The organism is Sedimentibacter sp., from assembly GCF_032080165.1.
Classification (GTDB): domain Bacteria; phylum Bacillota; class Clostridia; order Tissierellales; family Sedimentibacteraceae; genus Sedimentibacter.
In genome coordinates this window covers 165,493-189,378 of record NZ_DAMASY010000004.1, presented here as the reverse complement: position 1 = coordinate 189,378, position 23,886 = coordinate 165,493, and the positions used below count along the sequence as shown (strand labels likewise).

Annotated in this window: 26 protein-coding genes and 1 riboswitch; all 26 genes read left to right on the top strand. The window is 34.2% G+C overall.

Going from position 1 to position 23,886, the window contains the following annotated elements; translation table 11 throughout:
* Positions 1 to 66 precede the first annotated feature (66 nt).
* The 26 genes from hydA (at position 67) to RT412_RS07435 (ending at position 23,875) form a co-directional block, all read left to right on the top strand.
* Positions 67 to 1,428 (top strand): dihydropyrimidinase, encoded by a 1,362-nt coding sequence (gene hydA, locus RT412_RS07560; RefSeq protein WP_313341651.1) that lies wholly within the window; start codon positions 67 to 69, stop codon positions 1,426 to 1,428.
* A gap of 17 nt (positions 1,429 to 1,445) precedes the next feature.
* Positions 1,446 to 4,061 (top strand): selenium-dependent xanthine dehydrogenase, encoded by a 2,616-nt coding sequence (gene xdh, locus RT412_RS07555; RefSeq protein ID WP_313341649.1) that lies wholly within the window; start codon positions 1,446 to 1,448, stop codon positions 4,059 to 4,061.
* A gap of 85 nt (positions 4,062 to 4,146) precedes the next feature.
* On the top strand, positions 4,147 to 4,848 hold the full coding sequence (gene yqeC / locus RT412_RS07550) for a selenium cofactor biosynthesis protein YqeC (protein ID WP_313341648.1): 702 nt from the start codon (positions 4,147 to 4,149) through the stop codon (positions 4,846 to 4,848).
* Positions 4,838 to 6,235, top strand: coding sequence for a selenium-dependent molybdenum cofactor biosynthesis protein YqeB (gene yqeB / locus RT412_RS07545; RefSeq protein ID WP_313341646.1), 1,398 nt, complete (start codon positions 4,838 to 4,840; stop codon positions 6,233 to 6,235). The genes yqeC and yqeB overlap by 11 nt, the downstream gene beginning before the upstream one ends.
* Positions 6,236 to 6,366: 131 nt before the next feature.
* Positions 6,367 to 7,128 (top strand): ParA family protein, encoded by a 762-nt coding sequence (locus RT412_RS07540; RefSeq protein ID WP_313341643.1) that lies wholly within the window; start codon positions 6,367 to 6,369, stop codon positions 7,126 to 7,128.
* Position 7,129: 1 nt separating this feature from the next.
* Positions 7,130 to 7,579 (top strand): late competence development ComFB family protein, encoded by a 450-nt coding sequence (locus RT412_RS07535; RefSeq protein WP_313341641.1) that lies wholly within the window; start codon positions 7,130 to 7,132, stop codon positions 7,577 to 7,579.
* A gap of 178 nt (positions 7,580 to 7,757) precedes the next feature.
* Positions 7,758 to 8,255, top strand: coding sequence for a chemotaxis protein CheW (locus tag RT412_RS07530; protein ID WP_313341639.1), 498 nt, complete (start codon positions 7,758 to 7,760; stop codon positions 8,253 to 8,255).
* Positions 8,256 to 8,276: 21 nt separating this feature from the next.
* On the top strand, positions 8,277 to 10,052 hold the full coding sequence (locus RT412_RS07525) for a methyl-accepting chemotaxis protein (RefSeq protein ID WP_313341637.1): 1,776 nt from the start codon (positions 8,277 to 8,279) through the stop codon (positions 10,050 to 10,052).
* Positions 10,053 to 10,062: 10 nt separating this feature from the next.
* On the top strand, positions 10,063 to 10,530 hold the full coding sequence (locus tag RT412_RS07520) for a chemotaxis protein CheW (RefSeq protein ID WP_313341634.1): 468 nt from the start codon (positions 10,063 to 10,065) through the stop codon (positions 10,528 to 10,530).
* A gap of 65 nt (positions 10,531 to 10,595) precedes the next feature.
* Complete coding sequence (locus tag RT412_RS07515) at positions 10,596 to 10,877, top strand: flagellar biosynthesis anti-sigma factor FlgM (RefSeq protein ID WP_313341632.1); 282 nt, start codon at positions 10,596 to 10,598, stop codon at positions 10,875 to 10,877.
* 11 nt (positions 10,878 to 10,888) lie between these two features.
* A complete protein-coding gene (locus tag RT412_RS07510; protein ID WP_313341629.1) occupies positions 10,889 to 11,338 on the top strand; it encodes a flagellar protein FlgN in 450 nt (149 codons plus the stop codon).
* Positions 11,339 to 11,350: 12 nt separating this feature from the next.
* On the top strand, positions 11,351 to 12,949 hold the full coding sequence (flgK, locus tag RT412_RS07505) for a flagellar hook-associated protein FlgK (protein ID WP_313341627.1): 1,599 nt from the start codon (positions 11,351 to 11,353) through the stop codon (positions 12,947 to 12,949).
* 10 nt (positions 12,950 to 12,959) lie between these two features.
* Positions 12,960 to 13,979 (top strand): hypothetical protein, encoded by a 1,020-nt coding sequence (locus RT412_RS07500; RefSeq protein ID WP_313341624.1) that lies wholly within the window; start codon positions 12,960 to 12,962, stop codon positions 13,977 to 13,979.
* Positions 13,980 to 13,994: 15 nt separating this feature from the next.
* On the top strand, positions 13,995 to 14,600 hold the full coding sequence (locus RT412_RS07495; RefSeq protein ID WP_313341621.1) for a DUF6470 family protein: 606 nt from the start codon (positions 13,995 to 13,997) through the stop codon (positions 14,598 to 14,600).
* Positions 14,593 to 15,048 (top strand): flagellar assembly protein FliW, encoded by a 456-nt coding sequence (gene fliW / locus RT412_RS07490; RefSeq protein WP_313341619.1) that lies wholly within the window; start codon positions 14,593 to 14,595, stop codon positions 15,046 to 15,048. Before RT412_RS07495 ends, fliW begins: the two co-directional genes overlap by 8 nt.
* Positions 15,042 to 15,281: a carbon storage regulator gene (locus tag RT412_RS07485; RefSeq protein ID WP_313341616.1), complete on the top strand. Its 240-nt coding sequence runs from the start codon at positions 15,042 to 15,044 to the stop codon at positions 15,279 to 15,281. Before fliW ends, RT412_RS07485 begins: the two co-directional genes overlap by 7 nt.
* A gap of 302 nt (positions 15,282 to 15,583) precedes the next feature.
* Positions 15,584 to 15,666: riboswitch (cyclic di-GMP riboswitch) on the top strand.
* A gap of 107 nt (positions 15,667 to 15,773) precedes the next feature.
* Positions 15,774 to 16,163, top strand: coding sequence for a flagellar basal body rod protein FlgB (flgB, locus tag RT412_RS07480; protein ID WP_313341614.1), 390 nt, complete (start codon positions 15,774 to 15,776; stop codon positions 16,161 to 16,163).
* Between the two features lie 15 nt (positions 16,164 to 16,178).
* Complete coding sequence (gene flgC, locus RT412_RS07475) at positions 16,179 to 16,610, top strand: flagellar basal body rod protein FlgC (protein ID WP_313341611.1); 432 nt, start codon at positions 16,179 to 16,181, stop codon at positions 16,608 to 16,610.
* A gap of 2 nt (positions 16,611 to 16,612) precedes the next feature.
* Positions 16,613 to 16,918 carry a flagellar hook-basal body complex protein FliE gene (gene fliE / locus RT412_RS07470; RefSeq protein ID WP_313341608.1) on the top strand — a complete coding sequence of 102 codons (306 nt, stop codon included), beginning with the start codon at positions 16,613 to 16,615 and terminating at the stop codon, positions 16,916 to 16,918.
* Between the two features lie 33 nt (positions 16,919 to 16,951).
* A complete protein-coding gene (gene fliF, locus RT412_RS07465) occupies positions 16,952 to 18,529 on the top strand; it encodes a flagellar basal-body MS-ring/collar protein FliF (protein ID WP_313341606.1) in 1,578 nt (525 codons plus the stop codon).
* A 1-nt stretch (position 18,530) separates the two neighbouring features.
* Complete coding sequence (gene fliG / locus RT412_RS07460) at positions 18,531 to 19,538, top strand: flagellar motor switch protein FliG (RefSeq protein ID WP_313341603.1); 1,008 nt, start codon at positions 18,531 to 18,533, stop codon at positions 19,536 to 19,538.
* Positions 19,531 to 20,301, top strand: coding sequence for a FliH/SctL family protein (locus RT412_RS07455; RefSeq protein ID WP_313341600.1), 771 nt, complete (start codon positions 19,531 to 19,533; stop codon positions 20,299 to 20,301). Before fliG ends, RT412_RS07455 begins: the two co-directional genes overlap by 8 nt.
* Positions 20,291 to 21,601 (top strand): flagellar protein export ATPase FliI, encoded by a 1,311-nt coding sequence (fliI, locus tag RT412_RS07450; protein ID WP_313341597.1) that lies wholly within the window; start codon positions 20,291 to 20,293, stop codon positions 21,599 to 21,601. Before RT412_RS07455 ends, fliI begins: the two co-directional genes overlap by 11 nt.
* Before the next feature lie 45 nt (positions 21,602 to 21,646).
* Positions 21,647 to 22,099 (top strand): flagellar export protein FliJ, encoded by a 453-nt coding sequence (fliJ, locus tag RT412_RS07445; RefSeq protein ID WP_313341594.1) that lies wholly within the window; start codon positions 21,647 to 21,649, stop codon positions 22,097 to 22,099.
* 78 nt (positions 22,100 to 22,177) lie between these two features.
* Entirely contained in the window at positions 22,178 to 23,374 is a 1,197-nt protein-coding gene (locus RT412_RS07440) for a flagellar hook-length control protein FliK (RefSeq protein ID WP_313341592.1), read from the top strand.
* A gap of 12 nt (positions 23,375 to 23,386) precedes the next feature.
* Positions 23,387 to 23,875: a flagellar hook capping FlgD N-terminal domain-containing protein gene (locus RT412_RS07435; protein ID WP_313341589.1), complete on the top strand. Its 489-nt coding sequence runs from the start codon at positions 23,387 to 23,389 to the stop codon at positions 23,873 to 23,875.
* Positions 23,876 to 23,886 lie beyond the last annotated feature (11 nt).

The window sequence follows — 23,886 nt, the reverse complement described above, 5'->3', positions numbered from 1 at the left end:
CCGCTATCTTTCAGAAAAAACACTCTGAAAGATAGGGTTAGGGCTTCTCTATTGAAGGAGGTTACATTGAGCTTAATTATAAAAAACGGATTAATCAATGATAACGAAAAAAGCTATAAAGCTGACATATTAATAGAAAATGGAACAATAAAGCAAATAGGAACCAATATAGATCAAAAGAATTATAAAATAATAGATGCTGTCGATAAATTAATATTGCCGGGCGGCATAGACGTTCATACACACATGGATTTGAACTTAGGAAAATATAGAGCAGCAGATGATTTTTATACGGGAACAGTTGCAGCTGCATTTGGTGGAACTACCACCATAGTTGATCACATCGGTTTCGGTCCTGAGGGATGTTCTCTTAGCTATCAGATTAATGAATATCATAAATTAGCCAAGGAAAAAGCTATTATTGATTACAGCTTCCACGGAGTTATGCAGCATGTGGATGAACATATTTTACATGAAATGAATGAAATGGTTAATGAAGGAATAACAAGTTTTAAAATATACATGACATATGACAATATGTTGAGTGATGAAGAAATACTGAAAGTATTAATACAAGCAAAAAAGGTAAACGCCGTTATTGCAGTGCATGCTGAAAACGACGGAGCCATACAATATTTAAGAAATCATTATAAAAGCTTAAATAGCTCAAAGCCAATATATCATGCTTTATCAAGACCGGATTCTACAGAAGCGGAAGCAATTAACAGAATGATATATTTAAGTGAAATTGCTGAATTTCCTCACTTGTATTTTGTACATGTTTCTACTAAAAAGGGACTTGATGAAATTATAACAGCAAGAAAAAGAGGAGTTAAAAACATATATTGTGAAACTTGTCCACAATATTTAACATTGACGGAAGATTATTATAACAAAGAAAATTATGAAGGTTTAAAATATATAATGGCACCTCCCCTGAGAAAAAGTGAAGATATAGAGGCTTTATGGGAAGGTGTAGCCAATGATGATGTTGATGTAATTGCAACAGATCATTGTCCGTTCTTTTTAGAGCAAAAATTAAATGCGAAAGATGATTTTACAATTGCACCGGGCGGAGTGTCGGGAGTTGAAGAAAGAATAGAAATTGTACTCACAGAAGCTATAAAGAGAGGAATCTCCATTAATAAGATTATTGATAAATTATCAACCGAGCCGGCTAAAATATTTAATTTGTATCCAAGAAAAGGAGTTATACAAGTTGGCTCAGATGCAGATATAATTATATTATCTAAAAAGAATGAAGTAATAAAACAAGAAAATCGCCATAGCAGGGCAGATTATACACCATATGAAGAATTTGAAATCAACTATACAGTGGAAACAACAATTCTAAGAGGCAACATAATAATTCAGGATAATAAATTAAACACTAAAATGGGTGACGGACAATTTATGAAAAGAAACTAAGAGAAAGGATAATTATTATGTATTTATTAAATATAAATGGAAATACCTATGAAATTGAACAAGACAAAAAGCTGATGGATTATTTAAGAGATGATTTGCACCTGACATCTGTTAAAAACGGCTGTAATGAAGGTGCTTGCGGTGCTTGTTCAATACTTGCTGACGGTAAGGTTGTTAAATCCTGTGTCATGAAGGTTTCTAAATTTGTGGGAAAAGAAATAATAACGGTTGAGGGCTTAACCGAAAGAGAAAGGGATGTTTACAGCTATGCATTCGGAAAAGCAGGAGCCGTTCAATGCGGATTTTGTATACCGGGCATGGTTATCAGTGCGAAAGGCTTAATTGATAAAAACTTAAGTCCAACCAGAGATGATGTAAAAAAAGCAATAAAAAATAATATTTGCAGATGCACCGGCTATGCAAAAATAGAGGAAGCAATATTATTAGCAGCAGAAATCATAAGAAATAATCAGGAATTACCCGAAGTGGATTACACTGTTAAGATAGGCATGGATATTTTTAGAATCGACTCAAAGGACAAAACCTTAGGTAAAGCTAAATATGCTGATGATTACCATTATGACGATATGCTATACGGTAAAAATGTATTTTCCAAGTACGCACGAGCAAAAGTGCTATCGATTGATATCAGTGACGCATTGATTATGCCGGGAGTAGCGGCAGTTTTTACGGCTAAGGATATACCCGGAAACAGATATATAGGACATTTGGCTCACGATTGGCCGGGAATGATAGATGTGGGAGAACAAACAAAGTGTATTGGAGATACGCTTGCTATTGTAGTGGCAGAAAGCAGAGAACAGGCAGAAGAAGCAGTAAAAGCAGTAAAAGTAGAATACGAAGTATTACAACCTATTAGTACTGTTGAGGAAGCAATGGTTCCCGGCGCTCACCAAATTCATAGTGAAGGCTACACAATGTTCGGAAAATTTATTATTCCGGAAAACAATCTTTATTCACATCAGGAAATGAAAAGAGGGGATGCTGAAGCCGCTTTAGCTGAGTCAAAATATGTGGCGGAAGGAACATTTGAAGTGCCTGCTACGGAGCATGCATTTTTAGAACCGGAAACAGCAATAGGTATACCTGATGATGACGGTATAACGGTTATTACCGGAGGTCAAGGCATATATGACGAATATAACGAAATAAGTGAATACTTAGGTATTCCCAAGGAAAAGGTGAGAATTCAAAGTGCAGTTGTTGGAGGCGGATTTGGTGGCAAAGAAGATATGAGCGTACAGCATCAGGCAGCACTTTGCGCATTTTTAATAAAACGACCTGTAAAAGTATATTTCAGCAGGCAGGAAAGCATCACTTACCATCCTAAACGTCATGCAATGAAAATGTACTTTAAAATTGGCTGCGATAAAAACGGAATATTTAAGGGCATGAAAGCAAGAATTGCTTCTGATACAGGTGCTTATGGTTCGCTTGGCGGTCCCGTGTTACAAAGAGCTTGTACTCATGCGGGAGGACCATATAATTATCAAAACGTGGATATTGAAGGAAATGCGTATTATACAAATAATCCTCCTGCAGGAGCATTCAGAGGATTTGGCGTTACTCAATCAGCTTTTGCCGTTGAATGTTTAATAAATGAGCTTGCTGAAAAGACGGGATTATCCGGATGGGAAATAAGATATAGGAATGCTATCAGGACGGGTCAATCACTTCCGAATGGTCAAATTGCCGATAATGGTACAGGGATGGCAGAAACGCTGGAAGCCGTAAAGGATGATTTTGAAAAATATGAAAAAGATCCCAATTATTATGTTGGAATAGCTTGCGCAATGAAAAATGCGGGACTTGGTGTTTCGGTTCCCGACCCGGGAAGATGCAATTTATTTGTATCGAACGGTAAGGTTTATGCGAGGTCGTCTGCAGGTGCTATCGGTCAAGGTATTCAAACAGTCTTAATACAAATAATATGTGAAACTACCGGTTTAACAAGTGATAAGGTTGTTGTCGAACAGCCGGACACAAAATTTGCACCTGATGCAGGTACAACTACAGCTTCAAGGCAAACAACCTTTACAGGTGAAGCTGCACGTATTGCCTCATTACAATTAAAGGCTGAAATAGAAAAGGGGAATTCTTTGGAAAGCTTGGAAGGAACTGAATTTATAGGAGAATTTGATTTTAAAACAGATCCTATCGGTTCTCCCAAGGCAAACCCCATAAGTCATATTTCCTATGGTTACGCAACTCAATTGGTAGTCATTGACAACGAAGGAAAACTTCACAAGGTTATAGCCGCACATGATGTGGGCAGAGCAATTAATCCTAAAGCGGCAAAGGGACAAATAGAAGGTGGAGTTGCCATGTCCTTGGGATATGGATTAACGGAGGATTTTCCGTTAAAGGATGGCGTCCCGCAGGTTAAATTCGGTACATTAGGTCTTTTTAAAGCTACCCAGATGCCGGACATAGAAATACATTTAATAGAAAAGAATAATCCTAACGGAGTAGCATACGGGGCTAAGGGCTTGGGAGAAATAGTTGTAATACCGGGAGCTCCCGCATGTCAAAATGCTTATTATAAAAAAGACGGTATTTTCAGATATAAATTACCATTACAAGATACTTTCTATAAAAAATCAAAAAATTAGAAAACAAGAAAATGTCATCAATAAGCAGGTGACATTTTCGCTATGTAGTGGTAAAATATAGGCGATAATTAATTAGTGGTGATTTATGAAAAGCTTATCTTCTATTTTTAATATAAAAAAAGGTGATATTGTATCTATTGTTGGAAGCGGCGGCAAAACAACGCTTATGTTTCGATTGGCAAATGAATTAAAAGATAAATATAAGGTTCTTGTTACTACCAGCACTAAAATTTATATACCTGAAGGATATGAAACTTGTTATATAAATAATTTTGATAAAGCCAAGAATGGAATAACTGTAATCGCAAAGGACCTGAATATTGAAAACAACAAATTAATCGGTATAAATGATGATGATTTAGACATTTTAATGAAATACTTTGATATAATATTAATAGAAGCAGACGGTTCAAGGGGATTACCGTTAAAGGGATGGAAGGAACATGAGCCGGTAATATTGAAAGCTTCCAATAAAACAATAGGCATAATCCCGGCAAATATAGTTAATAAAAAGATAATTGCGGATTTTGTATACAATTATGATGAATTTAATATATTGACTGATTACAGCAATAACCTTGACTCTGAAGCTATACGAAAAATATGTACCCGTAAAAACGGACTTTTTAAGAATTCCGAGAGGGATTTATATTTATTTCTGAATCAGGCAGATACAGAAGAAGATATTAAAAATTCAAGGGGGCTTTCGGCATATTTAGAAGAATATAGTCATAATTTTAAAATATGCTGCGGTTCCTTGAAAAAAGAGGAATATTATGAGTGTTAGTGCGATTGTTTTAGCAGCAGGATTATCAAGAAGAATGAATCAAAACAAACTTTTGATGAAATTAGACGGTATTGAAATATATAAATATATACTTAATACAATTAAAGAATGCAAGGATTTTTTTAATGAAATCATTGTTGTAGGTAAGGACAGCGAGGTTTTATATTATGCGGAATCATTAGGATTTAAGGCAAAATCAAACAATAATTCTCACTTAGGTCAAAGTACTTCAATAATAATAAGCTTAAAAAATTTAAAGCCTGCAGACGGTTATATGTTTTTTGTTTCAGACCAACCCTATATAAAAAAGGAAACGATTAAAAAGTTATATGATGCTTTTAATGAAAATAAGGACAAAATAATAATACCGAGTTATAACGGTATAAAGGGAAATCCGCCTATATTTCCTCACAGATTTAAGGAAGAGCTTCTTAGGCTAAGCGGTGATGTGGGAGGAAAAGACGTAATAAAGAAACATTTGAAGGAAATTGTAAAAGTTAATATACATACAGAGAAGGAACATATAGATATAGATACTATGGATGATTACAAAAAGCAAATAAATCGGGGTGATTTTATGAAGGGAGAAGTAATCGTAGTCAAAAGCGGGGGAGATATTGCTTCAGGTATTATTCAGAAGCTGCACAGGACAGGATTTAGAGTATTGGTGCTGGAAATTGAAAAACCCACATCAATCAGAAGGACAGTTTGTTTTTCGGAGGCAGTGTATGGCGGTAAAATAGAAATAGAGGGCATTACATCATTACTTGCGAATAGTATTCAGGAAATATATGATGCATGGTCAAAGAACTGCATACCTGTGGTCGTAGATCCGGAAGGTATTTATATTAACAAGCTTAATCCGATTGCAGTTGTAGATGCCATAATTGCTAAAAAGAATACAGGAATGAAAAAGGATGCTGCACCTGTAACTATTGCCGTCGGACCGGGATTTGAAGCAGGAAAGGATGTTCATATAGTAATAGAAAGCAACAGAGGACATAATTTAGGCAGGTTGATTTTCAGCGGATTTGCAGAACCAAACACTATGAAGCCGGGCAATGTAGACGGATTTACATTTGACAGGGTTTTATATTCTCCTGATGACGGAAATTTTATGGCTAATTATAAAATTGGTGATTTGGTAAAGACAGGCGACGTAATCGGCTATGTAAATGATAAAAGCGTAAAAGCTAAATTAGACGGTGTAATCAGAGGGCTGATTCGTGAAGGTATTTATGTTGCTGAAGGGCAAAAGATTGGTGATATAGATCCAAGAAATGATAAAGAATACTGCTATACTATTTCCGATAAGGCACGAGCGATAGGGGGTGCGGTTTTAGAGGCAGTGCTTATCTCCATAAATGAAAGAAATTCAGGCTGCTGAAAAAGCCCCCTGCGTCGCTGCCGCTGATCTTGATGATTTTGTCATCAATCTGAAAAATCATATTGTTAAAATATGATTTTTTTGTTACAATTTAAAAAACTGTGTCGAAAATTGTTTTAAGGAGTTTGTATATGGCTAAGATAATTTCTATAACAAATCAAAAAGGCGGAGTGGGAAAGACCACTACAACAGGTGCCGTTGCTGCAGGTTATAAACTAAAAGGTTACAAGGTTTTATGCGTTGATTTAGATCCGCAAGCTAATTTAAGCTTCAGTGCCGGTGCGGAAACTGAAGAGTGTCCGACTATTTATGAAATATTAAAGGGAGAAGCTAAAACATCCTTTTCAATACAGAAAATGCCTTCCTTTGATATAATATCATCCAATATTTTATTAAGCGGGATTGAATTGGAATTTACACAGACAGGAAGAGAATATTTACTAAAAGAAGCATTGGCATCGGTCAAGGATAAATATGATTATATTTTTTTAGATACACCTCCGGCATTAAGCATTTTAACGGTTAATGCATTCACCGCGTCTGATTTCATTATTATCCCCATGCTTGCCGATATTTTCAGCCTGCAGGGAATAGCACAGCTTTCAGAAACTATAGACAGAGTAAGAAGGTATTGTAATTCTAATGCTAAGGTAGAGGGTATAGTTCTTACAAAATTCAACATGAGAACTGTTTTAAGCAGAGAGATTAAAGGAACGGCGGAATTGATAGCAGAAAAACTGAATACAGAAATATTTAATACTACAATCAGATCGAGCGTCGCAGTTATGGAAGCACAAACCAATCAACAGGATATATATAATTACTCACCAAGAAATGGGGCTGCAAAAGACTATATGGATTTAGTAGAAGAGCTTATTGAAAGAGGATTATAATATGGCGAAAATTAAGAAAACTTTTGATAGAGAATTAATGTATAAGAAAATTATGCCGACAAATCTGAAAAAGGATGAAATCGAACAGAATGAAACAAATGAGTCGGTAACGGCAGCTGCTGAAAACAATAACTCCGCAGAAGTAATTTTTCAAAATAAAGAATTAAATTTAATAAGAGACGAAAAAGATGAAGTTATACTATATAATGTAACTGAAAAGCTTGTTCTTGATAAGCTTGATGCAACCCTCAAAAAAATGAATTGCTGCAGGTGCGACAGATGCAAGGAGGATATTGTAGCAATTTCCTTAAACAATCTTAAGCCAAAATACATTGTGGCAAATAAAGATAACATTAAAGAAAAAATACATGAATTTAGTGAAATGGGAAAAGAAGTTACTACAGAGGTTATTAAAGCTGTTCTTAAAGTAAGGAAAAATCCAAGGCATTAAATTAATACTAATTCGCATTAATGTTTCCCTTGAAGCGAATTAGTAAATACTGTTTTCCTATGTAGCGGACAAATATTTGTCCGCATTTTAAAATTAAACAGTATAAATTATAATTTTAGCTAAAATTTTGCTTGATCATGACGATATTATATTAAGAATATTATAATGAGGTGATTACGTGCAAGATAATTTAAATGTTTTAAATAGCGATTTAGATGAAGATACACTTAAGGGCAAGTATCTGACTTTTTACACGGATAATCAATTATTTGGAATTTCTATAGCTGATGTCGTTCAAATAGTAGGTATACAAGAAATAACAGCAGTTCCTGAATTTCCATCCTATGCAAAAGGTGTAATTAACTTAAGAGGAATAATTATACCAATAATTGATGTAAGATTAAGATTGAAAAAGGAAGAAATCGGATATAACGAAAGGACATGTATTATAGTAACAAATATAAACGGTTCATACATAGGTTTTATAGTAGATGAAGTAAATGAAGTCACTAATATAGATAATGAAAATATTTCAGATCCTCCTCAAATGGGCTCTGATTATACCAATACTTTTATTATCGGAATTGCCAAATTAAACAATCACATTGTTTTGTTAATAGATTTGAAAAAAGTACTTAACGAAAAAGAGATTGAGCTTATTACGAATGTGAACTAACTGTTATATAAGGGGGCAAAATTGAAAATATTTAATAAAAAACCTAAAAAAGTCGTTGAAAAAAAAGCTAAAAAGATAAAAGAAGATAAAAAAAAGTTTAAAACAGCATTATTTAAATTGTCAAACATTAAAATTGCACCAAGATTAGTAATCTGTTTCGGAATTTTATTAATAATGTTTGCTTTATCTAATGTGATTTCGATTTTTAATATAAATCGTGTTTCAGAGGATGTCAATCTTTTTTATGATGATTGCTACGAAGCCGAAGTTTTGTCATGGGAAACTAAGCTTGCTTTGAACAAGGTGGAAAAAGCAATTTATAAATCCACAACAACATCCGGCAGAGCACAGAAGATGGAATATACTGCTGAAATAACTGAAAACATACAAGCAGCCAATACAGCTCTTGGGTTATTAATACAGGATTTAGCTCACTATCCTACTATAGTTCAACAGCTGAACAAGGATATGGCAGCAGTTACGGAAATAAGCAATAATCTGGTTGAGCTTTTAAACGACAGCAAAAATTCGCAATCATTAGAAATAATGAATGACGAATTAACACCTGTATTAAGTTCAATTTACAAGACTATGGATGAAGTCAGTCAAAATTTGGATATAGTAGCAAGAAATTTTGTAAATCATTCTAATGAAACAAACAGGTATTTACTGATTTCCTTAATCTCTATGCTTGTATTAGGAATTGTTGTTTCTGTTTTGCTGGCAGCAGCTATAATTAAAAGTCTGGTGAGACCAATTAAAGAAATAACCGAAGCTGCGGAAGCCATCAGCAGGGGAGACTTAGACTATGATGTAAATCATATATCCAAAGATGAGCTTGGCGTTGCAACATTAACAATAAGCAATACTATTAAGACATTGAAGCTTTATGTAGGAGAAATTGACAGAGTATTAAATGAAATGTCAAACGGAGATTTAACTTCCGCAATAAGTATGGAATTTATAGGAGGTTTTGCACCTATAAAAGCTTCGGTTGAAAAAATATTATTATCCTTTAATGATACCTTAAGTAAGATGGATGAAGCTGCGGAACAAGTATCGAGCGGAGCAAGCCAGGTATCGGGAGGGGCACAGGCATTGTCTCAAGGAACTGCCGAGCAGGCGAGCTCTATTGAGGAATTATCTGCAACTATAAATGAAATATCAGGACAAATTAAACAAAATGCGGAAAATTCCAACAATGTCAGCAGAATAACCCAGGAATCGGCTCAAGAGGTTGAGAAAAACAGTAAACAGGTTGAGTTTATGACCGAGGCGATGTATGACATAAGGAACTCTACAAATGAAATATCAAAAATTATAAAAGCAATCGACGATATAGCTTTCCAGACAAATATTCTTGCATTAAATGCTGCGGTTGAAGCAGCAAGAGCAGGTGCGGCAGGTAAAGGATTTGCGGTAGTTGCCGATGAGGTAAGAAACTTAGCGTCAAAAAGTGCTGAAGCTGCTAAAAGCACGGCTTATTTAATTGAAAATTCCATTAAATCGGTGGAAAGAGGCACCAAAATTGCAGATGAAACAAAAGAATCGATTAATTCAATGGTAGGCTCCATAAGAGAATCGGTAAAATTAGTTGATGAAATTTCAGAAGCATCAAAAGAACAAGCTGACTCCATAATGCAGATAACATTGGGGATTGAGCAAATATCCGCTGTTGTTCAAACAAATTCGGCTACTGCGGAAGAAAGTGCTGCTGCCAGTCAGGAGCTTAGCGAGCAATCAAACTTATTAAAGGAATTAGTCGAACAATTTGAATTGACTGAAAATGCTATATAAGGAGTATATTATGAGCTACGATACAGAAGAAATATTTGAAGAAGAAATAGAATTTCCGTGGTTATTATTTAAATTGAATGACAGCTTATACACAATAAGCAGCAAGCTTATAACATCAATTGTTATTTGTCCTGAAGAAATAACGTATGTACCGAAGACTTCCGAATATATTATAGGACTTATACATTTAAGAGGAAATGTAGTTCCTTTGATTGATATGAAGCTGTTGTTTAATATAGAAGCAGGTAATGATGTTCAGGAAAATAAAGGAATGGTAGTAGTGCTGGAAAAGGACAATTCATTTGTGGGATTAATCGTAGATGAAGTTTTGTCTGTTGAAAATATTACATCCTTTGAAGAAACAGAAGAAATCAGAAAAATGTGCAAAGACGGTTTTGTAAAAGGTGTTGCAAAGGGAAATAAAACAGAAGATGTACTTCTAATTATAGATGAAGAAAAAATTATGAATATAGCGTAAAAATATATTGACATTTAATTTTCTGAATTTTATGTCGATGATATTATCAGATGGGGGCTTTTTATATGAAAATCCAAAACATAAGCAATTATATGAATTATAAAGGTGGTTCTAAACCAATAAAAAATCAGGAATTTATTAAAAACAATAAATATGATGTAATTGAATTAAACGGTAAATCATCAAAGGAAAAGGATGATGAATATTTAAATTCAATTAAAAAGAAAACTGCTGCTCATATTAGCAAGGAAACCAGTGCCGAAAAAATTAATAGAATAAAAGAGAGCATAAATAACGAGACATACAACCTTAATGTTGAAGAAATAGTAAAAAAACTATTAATATGAGAGGAAAAAATATGATAGATATACTAAAAGAAAGTACTGATTTGTACAAGAGTTTTCTTGAATTAGAATATAAAAAATATGATGCGGTTATAAAAAACGATATTGAACTGTTAGATGATATTGTATCTAAAGAACAAGTACATTATATGAAGATGAGAGGGCTCGACCAAAAAAGAGAAAAGCTTGTAGATGCTATGGGCTGCAAAGGAATGACCCTGAAAGAAATAATCAAGACAGATAAAATACAGGACAATAATGAACTTACAGAAAAATATAACGAACTGAGCGAAATAATATTTGAGGTTAAGAAAATAAATAGCTTGTGCAAGACATTAATTGAAGTAAGGATGCACAAAATTGACGATGCATTAGTTCAATTAGGTGAAAAGGATAACACTTATTCAAATACTGAAAATAAAAACAACAACGGAAAGAGCTTGATATTTTCGAAGAAAATATAAAGGGGTGAAAATATGCTTAGATCAACATTTTTAGGATATCAAACTGCCACAAGTGCATTGAAGGTTCATCAGAACTTTATGGATGTTGTGGGACAAAATATGGCAAATGTTAATACAAAGGGTTATACCAGGCAGCGTCTCGATGTAAGCTCATTTGGCTTCACTGCAAGAAACTTAAAATACAGCTTGGACGGTGTAGTTATCGGACAAGGTGTAAAAGCAACGGGAATAAGTCAATACAGAGATTCTTTTCTTGATTTGAGATACAGAACTGCAGCTGCAAAGACAGGAGACCAGGAAGTTCAGTTAGAGGCATTAATAGATTTGGAGACATTTTATGATGAAATAGCCAAGGAAGGTCTTGATTCTCAGTTTTCTCATTTGTTAGACCAACTACATAACCTTACAACAAAAGGTCCTACAGACCCTGTCTATCAGAGCGTTGTAAGAACATCGGCTCAAATTCTTACGCAAATGTTTAACGATTATTCGACCCAGTTGGATACGATCAGGGAGCAGCAGTTAGAATATCTGGAAAAAGGCGCAACTGTCGAAGTTAATAAAATACTTAAAAATATAGCAATTTTAAATCAACAAATAAGAGAAGCAAACATCGGAGGAAATCCTGCGTTAGAGCTTAATGATGAAAGAAATCTGCTTATTGATGAGCTTTCCTCATATCTCGATATTGAGGTTGATATAAATAAAATAAATATCGGCGGGGACAATACAGTTGATGAATTATCCATAAATTTGAAATTGTCGGACGGCAGTAAAGTAAAAATTGTAGATAATAAAGAGTTTGCGGAATTTGCAACATCTGTTCCCGCAGGTGCAACAGACGTTGTATTTGAATTGGTAAAGAGTATAGATTCTACGTATCCTCCTGACGATTTAACTGATAAAATTAATAACGGACAAATCGGCGGATATATAAAGTTTTTAAATGGTAAGGGAGAATATGACACTACCGGAATTGCAAATTCACAAGTTAAAGGTGTACAATATTACCAAAAACTGCTTGACACATTGGCAAATAAGTTTGCGACTATAATGAATGAGTTGAATCAAAAACCTACAGGATTTGATGCTGATGGCAATGTAACCGGTTGGGAGCTAAAAGATTTGTTTGCATCAAGAGACGGCGCAGGCACAGATATCACAGCTAAATCAATAAAAATTTCGGATGATTGGGCTTCAGCGACAGAATCATATATAACGAATACAATTGTTAAGCCCGACGGCAATGATGATACCGGGGCAACAGACAATATACTGAGAATGATAGATGCATTTAAAGAAAAGAATGACTTTACAACTCAATTTAGTGGACCGGGAGGAGTTGACTTATTTAAGGGTACATTCCAGGAATTTATGTCATTTGCTATAACCAAGTTGAACCTTCATGTAGATGAAGTTGAAAAATCGCATGAAAGTTATTTGATATCGCAGTACCAGATTGACTATGAAAGAAGCAGCTTATCTTCGGTTGATTTCAATGAAGAAGGTGTAAATTTACTGCAATACAGCAAATCCTACAACGCAGCCGCAAGATTGATGACTACGTTAGATGAAATGTTAGACACATTAATCAACAGAATGGGAGTATAGGAGGTAGCTTATGAGAATTACAACAAGCATGATGTCCAGCAGATACATCAGAAATTTAAATAAATCTGCAAATGAAATGAATTATTTGAGCGAAAGAGTGGAAACCGGCAGAAAGTTTTTCAAAGGCTCGGAAGATCCTATATCTGCCATAAAGGCATATAAATTAAGAAGAGAATACAGAAAAACTGAGCAATATGATATCAATGTCAAGGACGTAAATTCCTTCCTTACATCCGCTGAAACAAACATGACGGAAATAGGCGAAAACATAAAATCCACATATGAGCTATATCTAAGAGGTATAACAGGTACGATGGGAACGGAGGAAAGAGAAGCCATAGCGAAAGAGCTTGAAAATCTTCAGGCATCCATATTGACTTCACTTAACGCTCAATTCGAAGACAGATACGTTTTCGGTGGAACAAGCAAGGACGTGCTGCCGTTTACAGTTGATGGAGGAGAATTGTATTACAAGGGCGTTAATGTCAATACCGGACGTGACAAGGATGGAAATCCCGCAGATCCAGATGAAGCTTTAGAAGTTTTAAAAAAATTGGCTAATGAAAAAGCATACGTGGACCTTGGCCTGGGAATGACGTTTGATGGTAATAAATTAAATGAAGATACCGTGTTTAACATGTCAATGTCAGGAATCAGTTTTATGGGATATGGAGAAACAGATGGTATTTCAAACAATATATACACATTAATCGGAAATATTAAAGATGAATTAAGAGATCCTAATTTTTCATTAAATGATATTTCACCTTACTTAGCAAGATTTGAAAAACAAAAAAATAATGTGTTAGTAGCCGTAACGGATATCGGCGCAAAAACGAATTACCTGGATTTTTTGGAGGTACGTAATGAAGATAACCAATTTAATTTAAACAAAAAATTGTTAGAGGTAGAGATGGTAGATCCTGCGGAGGCGATAGTAGACTTCAAGATGCAGGAATATGCATACAACGCAGCATTGGCAATGGGCAATAAAATCCTCCAAAATAGTTTTATAGATTTTATGAAATAAAAAGGAGTGTAATGTATGGAACCACTTTTAGAAATCAGAACAATTCCTATGTCATTTGAAATGAAAATCAATAAAGCCAGATATGAAATAGCTACAACCAATGCCACATTTGAGCTGAAAAGACATAAGGGCGGATTTGATATGCAAATGAAGCCTACGAAATTGAACATTGATACAGTAGAAGCGAGATATTCAGCGGGAATAAAAAGTGTCATGCGTTCAGTACAGGATTTTGCAAAAAGAGGTGTTCAGGCAGGATATCAGGCAACTGCCACATATGCCAAAGAAGGCAATTTGATGCTGGACATTAATATCATGGAAAATCCGATACCTGAAATAGCAATGAAGAAATTTATCAGTGATGTTGATTTTAACATTGGATTTGCTCCGGAAGTCAGACCTGACATTTCATGGGAAATAGGTGGAATTTCAATGAATTTCAAAATGGATGACCTTGATTTCGATTGGAATGTGGGGGGGTCAACCATTAATTTTATACCGGGAAGCATAGAATTCATAGTTAAGGAATATCCAAAAATTGAAATTAATTATATAGGTACCCCAATTTTTGTGCCGCCAAGTGCGAATCCTAATTATAAGGAGTTAGATACATTTGCATAATAAAAACAGAAATATAAAAACGAGGGATTTCGATGAAATCACGGTAAACGATAATGATGTAATTAAATTTGTCACCGGCATGTACGGGTTTGAACAGTACAAGGAATATGTCATATTGAAAGACAGTCCCGAAGATGATGTGATGTTTTTGCAATCTCTGTCGGATACAGATTTATCATTTGTATTAATTGATCCATATTCGATTATACAAGAGTACGCTCCTTACTTAAACGAAGACGATTTAAATGAACTAAAGGTCAACAACGAAGCTGATTTGAAGTATTTGGTAATTGCTATTATTAAAGAAAATATCAAAGAATCCGTAGTTAACCTTAAGAGTCCTATTGCAATAAATCCAAGTACAAGAGAAGCGAAGCAGGTAATACTGCAAAATGATTATCCACTCAGATACAATTTTATCGTAGATGAGGGGGATGCTGAATGTTAGTAATAAAAAGAAAGGTTTCAGAATCGATACTTATCGGAGATGATATTGAAATAATAATTTCGGAAATTTCACAGGACAAAGTGAAAGTAGCAATAAATGCTCCGAAAGAAATAAAAGTTATCAGAAAAGAACTTAAAGAAACATTTGAATTTAATAAGACAGCTTCAGAAAAAATAGACAAAAACAGTCTAAAATATTTAAAGAGTCAGCTTAAGAGTGCAAATAAAAAATAAATTTTTCAAGGTTTTATTTGCATATTATGCTTGATTTTATTATTTATGTAAAAAATTGAATAAAAAATTGTTAAAAAACCGACAAACAATGAATATCCTTTATGGTGCTCATTGTTATTTTTTTACTGATTTTTGAAGGAAAAATAAAAAAATAAGTCTATTTTTGATTAATAATTATACATTTAAAAAAATGCATAATTATCCGAATAAAAAAATGTTGATTTTTCAATATTTTTTGTCAAAAAAGCTTGCAATTTGTCTCATTTTGCATTATAATGCTCTTAGATTTAAGAATATTTTAAGAATTGAAAAGGTAAAGCTGTCGAAAGGCAGTGTCACAAAGCTATAGGGCCTAAGGAATTTTCTAAGGCAGCCAGTTGCCAATGATATCTATATAAATGTTATGCATATATATATATAATTTATTGTGGCGCTTGGCAACGGACATAAATTATATTTTTTATGCAAATTTTTAAAAAAAGGGGTAATAAAATGCAATTTAATAACAGTACGAATCTAAATTTATTAAGCAAAGGCTTAGACGGTTTATGGCTGAGACAACAGGTAACTATGGAGAATATAGCAAACTATTCAACTCCGGGGTATAAGAGTAAATATGTAGATTTTGAGAACTTCTTAAAATCACATATGGAAAATCGTTACGATAAAACCATATCTGAAATAAACAATCAAATAAAATCCAGTAAAATTGTCGTTGACGAAAATGACAATCTGTCATTGCGCCTTGACGGTAACAACGTGGACATCGAAAAAGAAAATCTCCAGCTTGCAAAAACACAATTTCAATATATGTATACAGTATCAGAAATGAATTCATATTTTTCTAAATTAAAATCAGTAATATCCGAAGGGAAAAAATAGCTAAGGAGGTCTATTATGTCTTTTTTTCAATCGTTAAACATAAGCGGTTCCGGACTTACGGCTCAAAGATTAAGGATGGATGTAATTTCGGAAAATATCGCTAATAAAGATACTACAAGAACAGAAAACGGCGAGCCCTACAGAAGGAAAATGGTAGTGCTTTCGGCAGTCAATAATTTTCAGAATATGTTTATAGAGAATATCAATGAATATGAAGCCGGCAGAGTTGAAGTTACAGAAATTATAGAAGATCAAAGCGAGTTTAAACTTGTTTATAATCCTGAGCATCCGGATGCAGACGAAGACGGATATGTACGGATGCCGAATGTGGATTCCTTAAAAGAAACAGTGGATATTATGGAGGCCTACAGGGCATATCAAGCAAATATAACTGCTCTTAACACTATGAAGCAAATGGCAGTTAAGGCATTGGAAATAGGGAGGTAATAATGTTTATAGAACCAATTAGGCCGATTAAAGGAATCGGCGAAATAAGTGATTTGCAAAAATCTTCAAATTCTAAAGAAAAGAATGAATTATTATTTAAATCTATTTTTGAGGGTGCACTTAATAACTACGTGGATGCCGAAGCACAAGTTGATGAAGATATTTACAAGCTTTCCGTCGGAGAAAGCGATGATTTACATAATTTAATGATCAATACTAAAAAAGCTGAAATGTCCTTGGATTTGGTTATACAGTTAAGAAACAAGGCATTAGATGCTTATAATGAAATAATGCGTATGGGTGTTTAAGTAAACTCACTTGCATAACCTTAGGAGCTATAGATGGCAGAGCAATTTAAAAATATATGGAAAAGTATTGTAGAGTTTTGGGGTAAGCAAAGCAGCAAGAGAAAAAAGTTAATAATTGGAGGATTCGCTGCATTATTATTAACTGCAATAATAATAACTTTTTTATTAAACAAAAAAGATTATGTAGTACTTTTTAATAATATAAACAAAGAAGAATCGGCAGAAGTAATGCAGCTCCTTCAAGAAAGCGGTGTAGATTACAAATATGAAAAAAATGGGTCTATACTCATACCGGAAAACCAGGAAAGCAAATTAAGAATGCAGTTAGCTCAATCCGGCCATCCCAAGACAGGCACCAATTATGATGTGTTTACTCAAAATATAGATTTTATGACTACTGATTATGAGAAAAGGAAATATGAGGTTTTTCAGCTGCAGGAAAGATTGCAGCAATCCATAGAAACCATAGACGGAGTTGAAAAGGCTATAGTAACAATCAACCTTCCCGAAAAAAAGAATTTTGCATGGGAAACAAATAAAGAGGAATCATCGGCATCGGTTAAAATTAATCTTGCTAACGGTCATTCTTTAACAAAATCTCAAACAAACGGTATAATGCAGTTAGTGGTAAAAAGTGTTGAGGGTTTGAGAGAAGAAAATGTTGCTGTCATAGATACTGAAGGTAACAGCTTAATTGTCAGCGATGAAATGCAGCAAACTGATACCATAAAACTGAAATTACAAATTGAAAAAGAATTTGAAAAAGAAACGGTTAATGATGTAACGGAATTTTTGGCTCGAATATATGGTCCTGAAAATGTTAAGGTTTCAGCAAAATGCAATATTAATTTCGATAAAAAAATAAGCGAGCTATTGCAATATTTGCCTGATGAAGAAACAAATACAGGAGTTCCCAGCGATACAAAAAACGAAAGAGAAATAACGGGACCGGGAGAGACTGTGGGCGGAATTCCGGGAACTGAAACAAATGCGGAAGTTCCGACGTATCCTGGTGTAGTAATTGAAGGAGATAACATATATTTCAGAGATTCAAATTCAATTAATTACCTGGTAAGCCAGCTCAAAGAGCAAATTGAACATAATCCCGGCAAAATAGAAAGTCTGACGGTTGCTGCCGTTATTAACAGAGCCAGCATGAGGGATGAAGAGCAGCAGGAGGTTAAAGAACTGATAGCTTTTTCAGTCGGTATTAAAACGGAAGATATTGCATTACATAACATGGTATTCTATGATCCTGAAGCTCCTTCAGTTCCTGTTATAACACCGGAACCGGGCATTATAGGGGACTTGCAATTAAGAGATATACTGATTTACGGAGGCATAGCCTTAGCTGTTTTAGCAGTATTATCATTTATATTGAGTATAATATTGAGAAGAAGGAAAAAGAAAAAAGAAGCACTATTGGCTGCTGCCGCAGATGCTGAAGCAGCTGCAACAAATGATTATTCATGGTCAGATATTCAAGATGAAATAAAAGTTCAGGAAACACAAGAGCAGGTAATTAAAAAGCAGCTTAAGGATTTCACAACAGCAAATCCTGAAATAGCCGCACAGCTTATCAGAACGTGGATAAAGGGAGATGATGAATAATATGGCAGAAACTAAATTAACAGGAAAACAAAAAGCTGCAGCTATTATTATATCCCTTGGTGCCGATGATGCGTCAAAAATATATAAATTTCTGAAAGAAGATGAGATAGAACAATTAACCTATGAAATATCGAGGTTGCAGCATTTAAGTCCCCATACGGTGGAGCAGACATTAAAGGATTTTTATGAATTGTGTCTCACGCAAAAAGTAATAACGGAAGGCGGATTTGAATACGCAAGAAATGTTCTTGAAAAAGCATTTGGCTCTCAAACTGCAGCAAGCTTATTGGAAAGAGTAACCAAGACATTGAGAACCAAGAGCTTTGAGTTTATCAGGAAGGCAGATTATAAAAATTTATTGACGATTATACAAAACGAGCATCCGCAGACAATTGCGTTAATATTATCATATGCCAGAGCAGATCAGGCATCTGCGGTTATTTCGGAGCTTCCGAAGGAAAAAAGAATTGATGTGGTTGAAAGAATTGCAAAAATGGATCGTACATCTCCGGAAATAGTCAAATACGTTGAGCAGGAATTAGAAAAAAAATTCAATTCTATAATATCCGTAGACTTTACAGAAATAGGCGGAGTAAACTATGTTGCCGACGTAATGAATAATATGGACAGAGGCAATGAAAAATACATATTTGATGAGCTTAACAAGAAGGATGCAAAGCTTGCTGATGAAATCAGAATGAGAATGTTTGTATTTGAAGATATTGTTACAATGGATTCAATGAGTATTCAAAGATTTCTTCGTGAAGTTGACAGTAAGGATCTGGTATATGCTATCAAAGGATCAAATAAAGAAGTTGCGGATATGTTATTCAGCAACATGTCGACTAAAATGGGAGATACAATTAAATCTGAGTTGGAATACACTCATAACTTAAGATTAAGAGACGTTGAGGAAGCACAACAAAGAATCGTATCTGTAATCAGGCGCTTGGAAGAAGAAGGAGAGCTGATTATAGCAAAAGGCGGAAAGGATGATATTATTGTCTAATATAATTAAAGCCGAATATGTGATTTTTGATAATCGGAAAAAGAGTATTAATAATATTGAAGAGCATAAAGAAGCTGAGACATTATGTTCTGCCAAGGAAGATTTATATGAAATATATAACCAAAGAGAGGTTATTTTAAAGGAAGCTAAAGATGAAGCATTAAAAATAATAAATACAGCCAAAAGAAATGCTCAATTTGATTCGGTTGAATGCAAAAAAAGAGCATATGAAGAAGGATATAACGCAGGATTAGAGATTGGTAAAAACAATGGATATAAAGAAGGATATGAAATTGGCTTTGTTAAAATTCAGGAAGAACTTAGCAAACAAAATGAAACTAAATTAAATGAATTAACCGAAATGATATCCTTAGTTGAAAATAAAAAAGAAGAAATAATCTCTGAATATGAAGAGGATTTAACTCTTTTGGCTTTCGACATAGCTGAAAAAATAATTAGACAAAAAATAAGCGATAAGAAAGATATTGCTTTATCCTTAATTAAAAATGTCATAAAGGATTACAGAAACGTTGAATGGGTAAAAGTATATATTTCTTCAAAAGATGATGCTATATCAATACAGGCAGATAAAAATTTAATTAATGATTTGAATAAAATATCAAGTGATGTAGTAATTGAAGCTTCAGAAGAATTAGAAGAAGGCAGTGCTATAATTGAAACGCCGGACGGTATAGTGGATACGAGTGTTACTACTCAGCTTAAAAATCTTAAAGAAATGGTGCTAAATAAAAATGCGGTTTAACCAAAAGATAAAAGATTTTCAGGAAGCACTGACAAAGGATGACTTCAGTACATACATAGGAAAAGTAAAAAAAATATCCGGCATGATGATAGAAGCAACCGGGAAAAAGTATAAAATAGGCGAAGTTTGTGAGATATCTACTGATGAAGCAGAAAAAACAATACGTGCCGAAGTTGTCGGATTTAATGACGGAAGAGTATTACTTATGCCTTATGAGGATATAAAGGGTATAGGTCTTGGCAATACAGTCAAATCTACAAAGCACAAATTAAAAATACCTGTGGGAGATTTTCTGATAGGCAGAATAGTCGATGCAACAGGACAACCGATTGATGACGGTGAAGAATTTACATGCAATGAATATTGTTATGTTGACAATGAGTATATAAATCCTTTATCGAGACCAAGAATCGATTCAAGCTTGAGTTTCGGAATAAAAGCTATAGACGGACTGCTGACCATAGGTAAAGGTCAGCGTATGGGTATATTTGCCGGCAGCGGCGTAGGGAAAAGTACATTGCTCGGTATGGTTGCTAAAAATGTAAAAGCAGATATAAACGTTATAGCTCTTGTGGGTGAAAGAGGAAGAGAAGTAAGAGAGTTCATCGATAAAGATTTAGGCGAAGAAGGGTTAAGAAGGTCAGTATTGGTAGTAGCAACATCGGATCAGCCGGCTATGCTGAGAGTTAAATGTTCTCTTGTGGCAACGACCATTGCCGAATACTTCAAAGATAAAGGCATGAACGTACTGTTGATGATGGATTCCTTAACCAGATTTGCCATGGCACAAAGAGAAATCGGGCTTGCTACCGGAGAGCCACCTGTATCAAGAGGATACACACCTTCCATATATGCGGAATTACCTAAGCTTTTAGAAAGAAGCGGTAATTTTAACACCGGCTCGATTACGGGAATATATACCGTCTTAGTTGAAGGTGACGATACTAATGAACCTATTTCGGATACTGTAAGAGGTATACTTGACGGACACATAGTATTAACGAGAAAATTGGCAAACTCAAACCATTATCCCGCAATAGATGTTAATGCAAGCATATCAAGATTAATGATTGACATAGCAACAGACGAGCATAATGCTCAAGCAAAGAAATTAAGAGATATTTTATCGATTTATTACTCTAATTATGACTTAATTTCTATCGGTGCTTACAAAAAAGGTACAAACTTAAAATTAGATGAAGCAATAAGCAAAATCGACCAAGTAAATAGCTTCTTAATCCAAGGTGTAAGTGAAAAATATTCCTTTGATGAAATATTAAGCTTGATGGAAGAAATATAATCAATAAAATATTCGAACAATGCATCTTAAAATATGGGGTAGACAATGAAAAAATTTAGTTTTTCTCTTCAAAAAATTTTAGAAATAAAAGAACAGGTTTTAGACAACCTTAAAATTGAGATGGGTAATCTGAATCGTGAGCTTGATACTATTGAACAGCAAATTAAGAATCTCAAAACAAAATTCAAGCTGCTAAATAATGAATTTATTGAGAAATCAGCGGTTTCTGTTTCTGTGGGTGAAATGACTTATTATAAGATGTACATGGGTAATATTTTAAAACAAACAGAAAAAAAAGAAGAAGAAAAAAATATAATCTTAAAAAAAATAGAAGCAAAACGGCATGAAATTATAAATGCCAATATGGAAATATCAAGCTTGGAGAAGCTCAAAGAAAACGAGTTGGAAAAATACAAAAAAGCATTTATAAAAAGCGAAGAAATATTTATCGACGAATTTGTTTCAAATAAAAGCATTTTAAACAAATATGCAATGTAATAACATAGCATGTCATTCTGAGGACGCAGTCCGAAGAATTTCATAGTAATGACAGAAAAATTGAAAGGAGGTGATAATATGAATGTAAATATGGATTTAAACAATGTTTTGAATCAAGTACAAAATAATTTGAACACAAATATGGCTCCTGTTATGGGAAAAGACACATTTTTGGCTATGCTGACAAATATGATGACGGATAATAGCTTAAATCAGCTTCCCGTGATAACAGACAATACAGAAATGAACAATGAGTTTATGGAGTTTTTGACAGGAAGCGGAACCGATTACCTGAATTTATTAAATATGAATAATATAGACATAAATCCAGTAATCACCGAAACGGATGTTTTTACATCTGATGGCGATAAAACAGAAAAATCAGATGCGGAAAATATTTTAGAAAGCTCATATCTGATGCAAAACTATTTTAATCTTATTGCTCCGCAGATCATGGGTATAACTGAAAATACGGGTTCAAACTCAGATGCGTATATGCTGCCGGAGTTAAATAATTTACAAAGCTTAAATCATGGCATTTATGAAAATAGCTTTCTCAACAATGGCAATACAAGTTATTCCAATATGAAGCCATCCGATATCAATGCAGAGCAAGTACATAATGAAAAGACTGCGTTAAGCCCTCAGGCAGAGAAATTAATTACAGAAATTGAAGGTAGAAGAGATAAGCTGAAAAATGATATTAACTTCAATGCCGAAACGCTTAATGCCAATGCCAATAAAAACATAACGCCTGAGAATAACAAAATTATTCAATTAAACGATGAATCAACGCAGATAAAATCTCAGGTATTGGAGCAGGTAAGGGATAACATCGTAATGCTGACAGAGGCAAATAAAGGAGACGGCAATACGGTAAAGCAGGTTACAATGGAGCTTTATCCTAAGGAGCTTGGGAAAGTGGACATAAAGATGACAATGGTTGATAACAAAATGACAGTTGAAGTAAAGGCGCTGAATGAAGAAACGCAGAAAATATTGGCTTCAAATGGGGAAGAACTTTTAAAGCTTTTAAACAAGACATCAGAAACTGTCAGTATAGTTATTAAGTCCAACGATTCGAGTCAGGAGCATCATCTGACAAACTATTACGATAAAGAAAATCAAAATAATGAATACAATCAGGATGATCAAAACCTTGACCAGGACAACAAGAGACGAAATTATTATTTTTATGAAGAAGACGGTAAAAACAGTGATGATGACACATTTTCAGAGCTTATCAATTTAAGAAGCGCAAAAATAAATCAGTAAAGGAGGGCGAATATGGAGATAAATGGATACGGTACTCAGGTTAATAATAATAACAACTTAAATGTACAAACAGGAAATGAAGGCCTAAGCATGCAGGACTTTCTGAATCTGCTGGTATCTCAGATTACAAATCAGGATCCAATGAATCCAATGGAAAATACGGAATTTATTTCTCAGATGGCCCAATTTTCATCGTTGCAGGCAATGACGGATTTAACACAAATAGCAATTGAAGGACAAGCAACATCTCTTATAGGTAAGAGTGTTGTTGTTGCAGATTACAACAGTAAGGGAGAACTGATTATTGATGAGGGCATCGTTCAAAGGGTTATAATATACGGCGGTCAGACTAAGCTGTATGTAAATGACAAGGAGTATTTTTACTCAAATGTTATGGAAATTAAGCAGATTGAAGAAGACCCTGTTGATCCTGAAGACCCTGTTGATCCTGAAGACCCTGTTGATCCTGAAGACCCTGAAATTGATGAAACACAAGAGTAAGAGGGTGATAT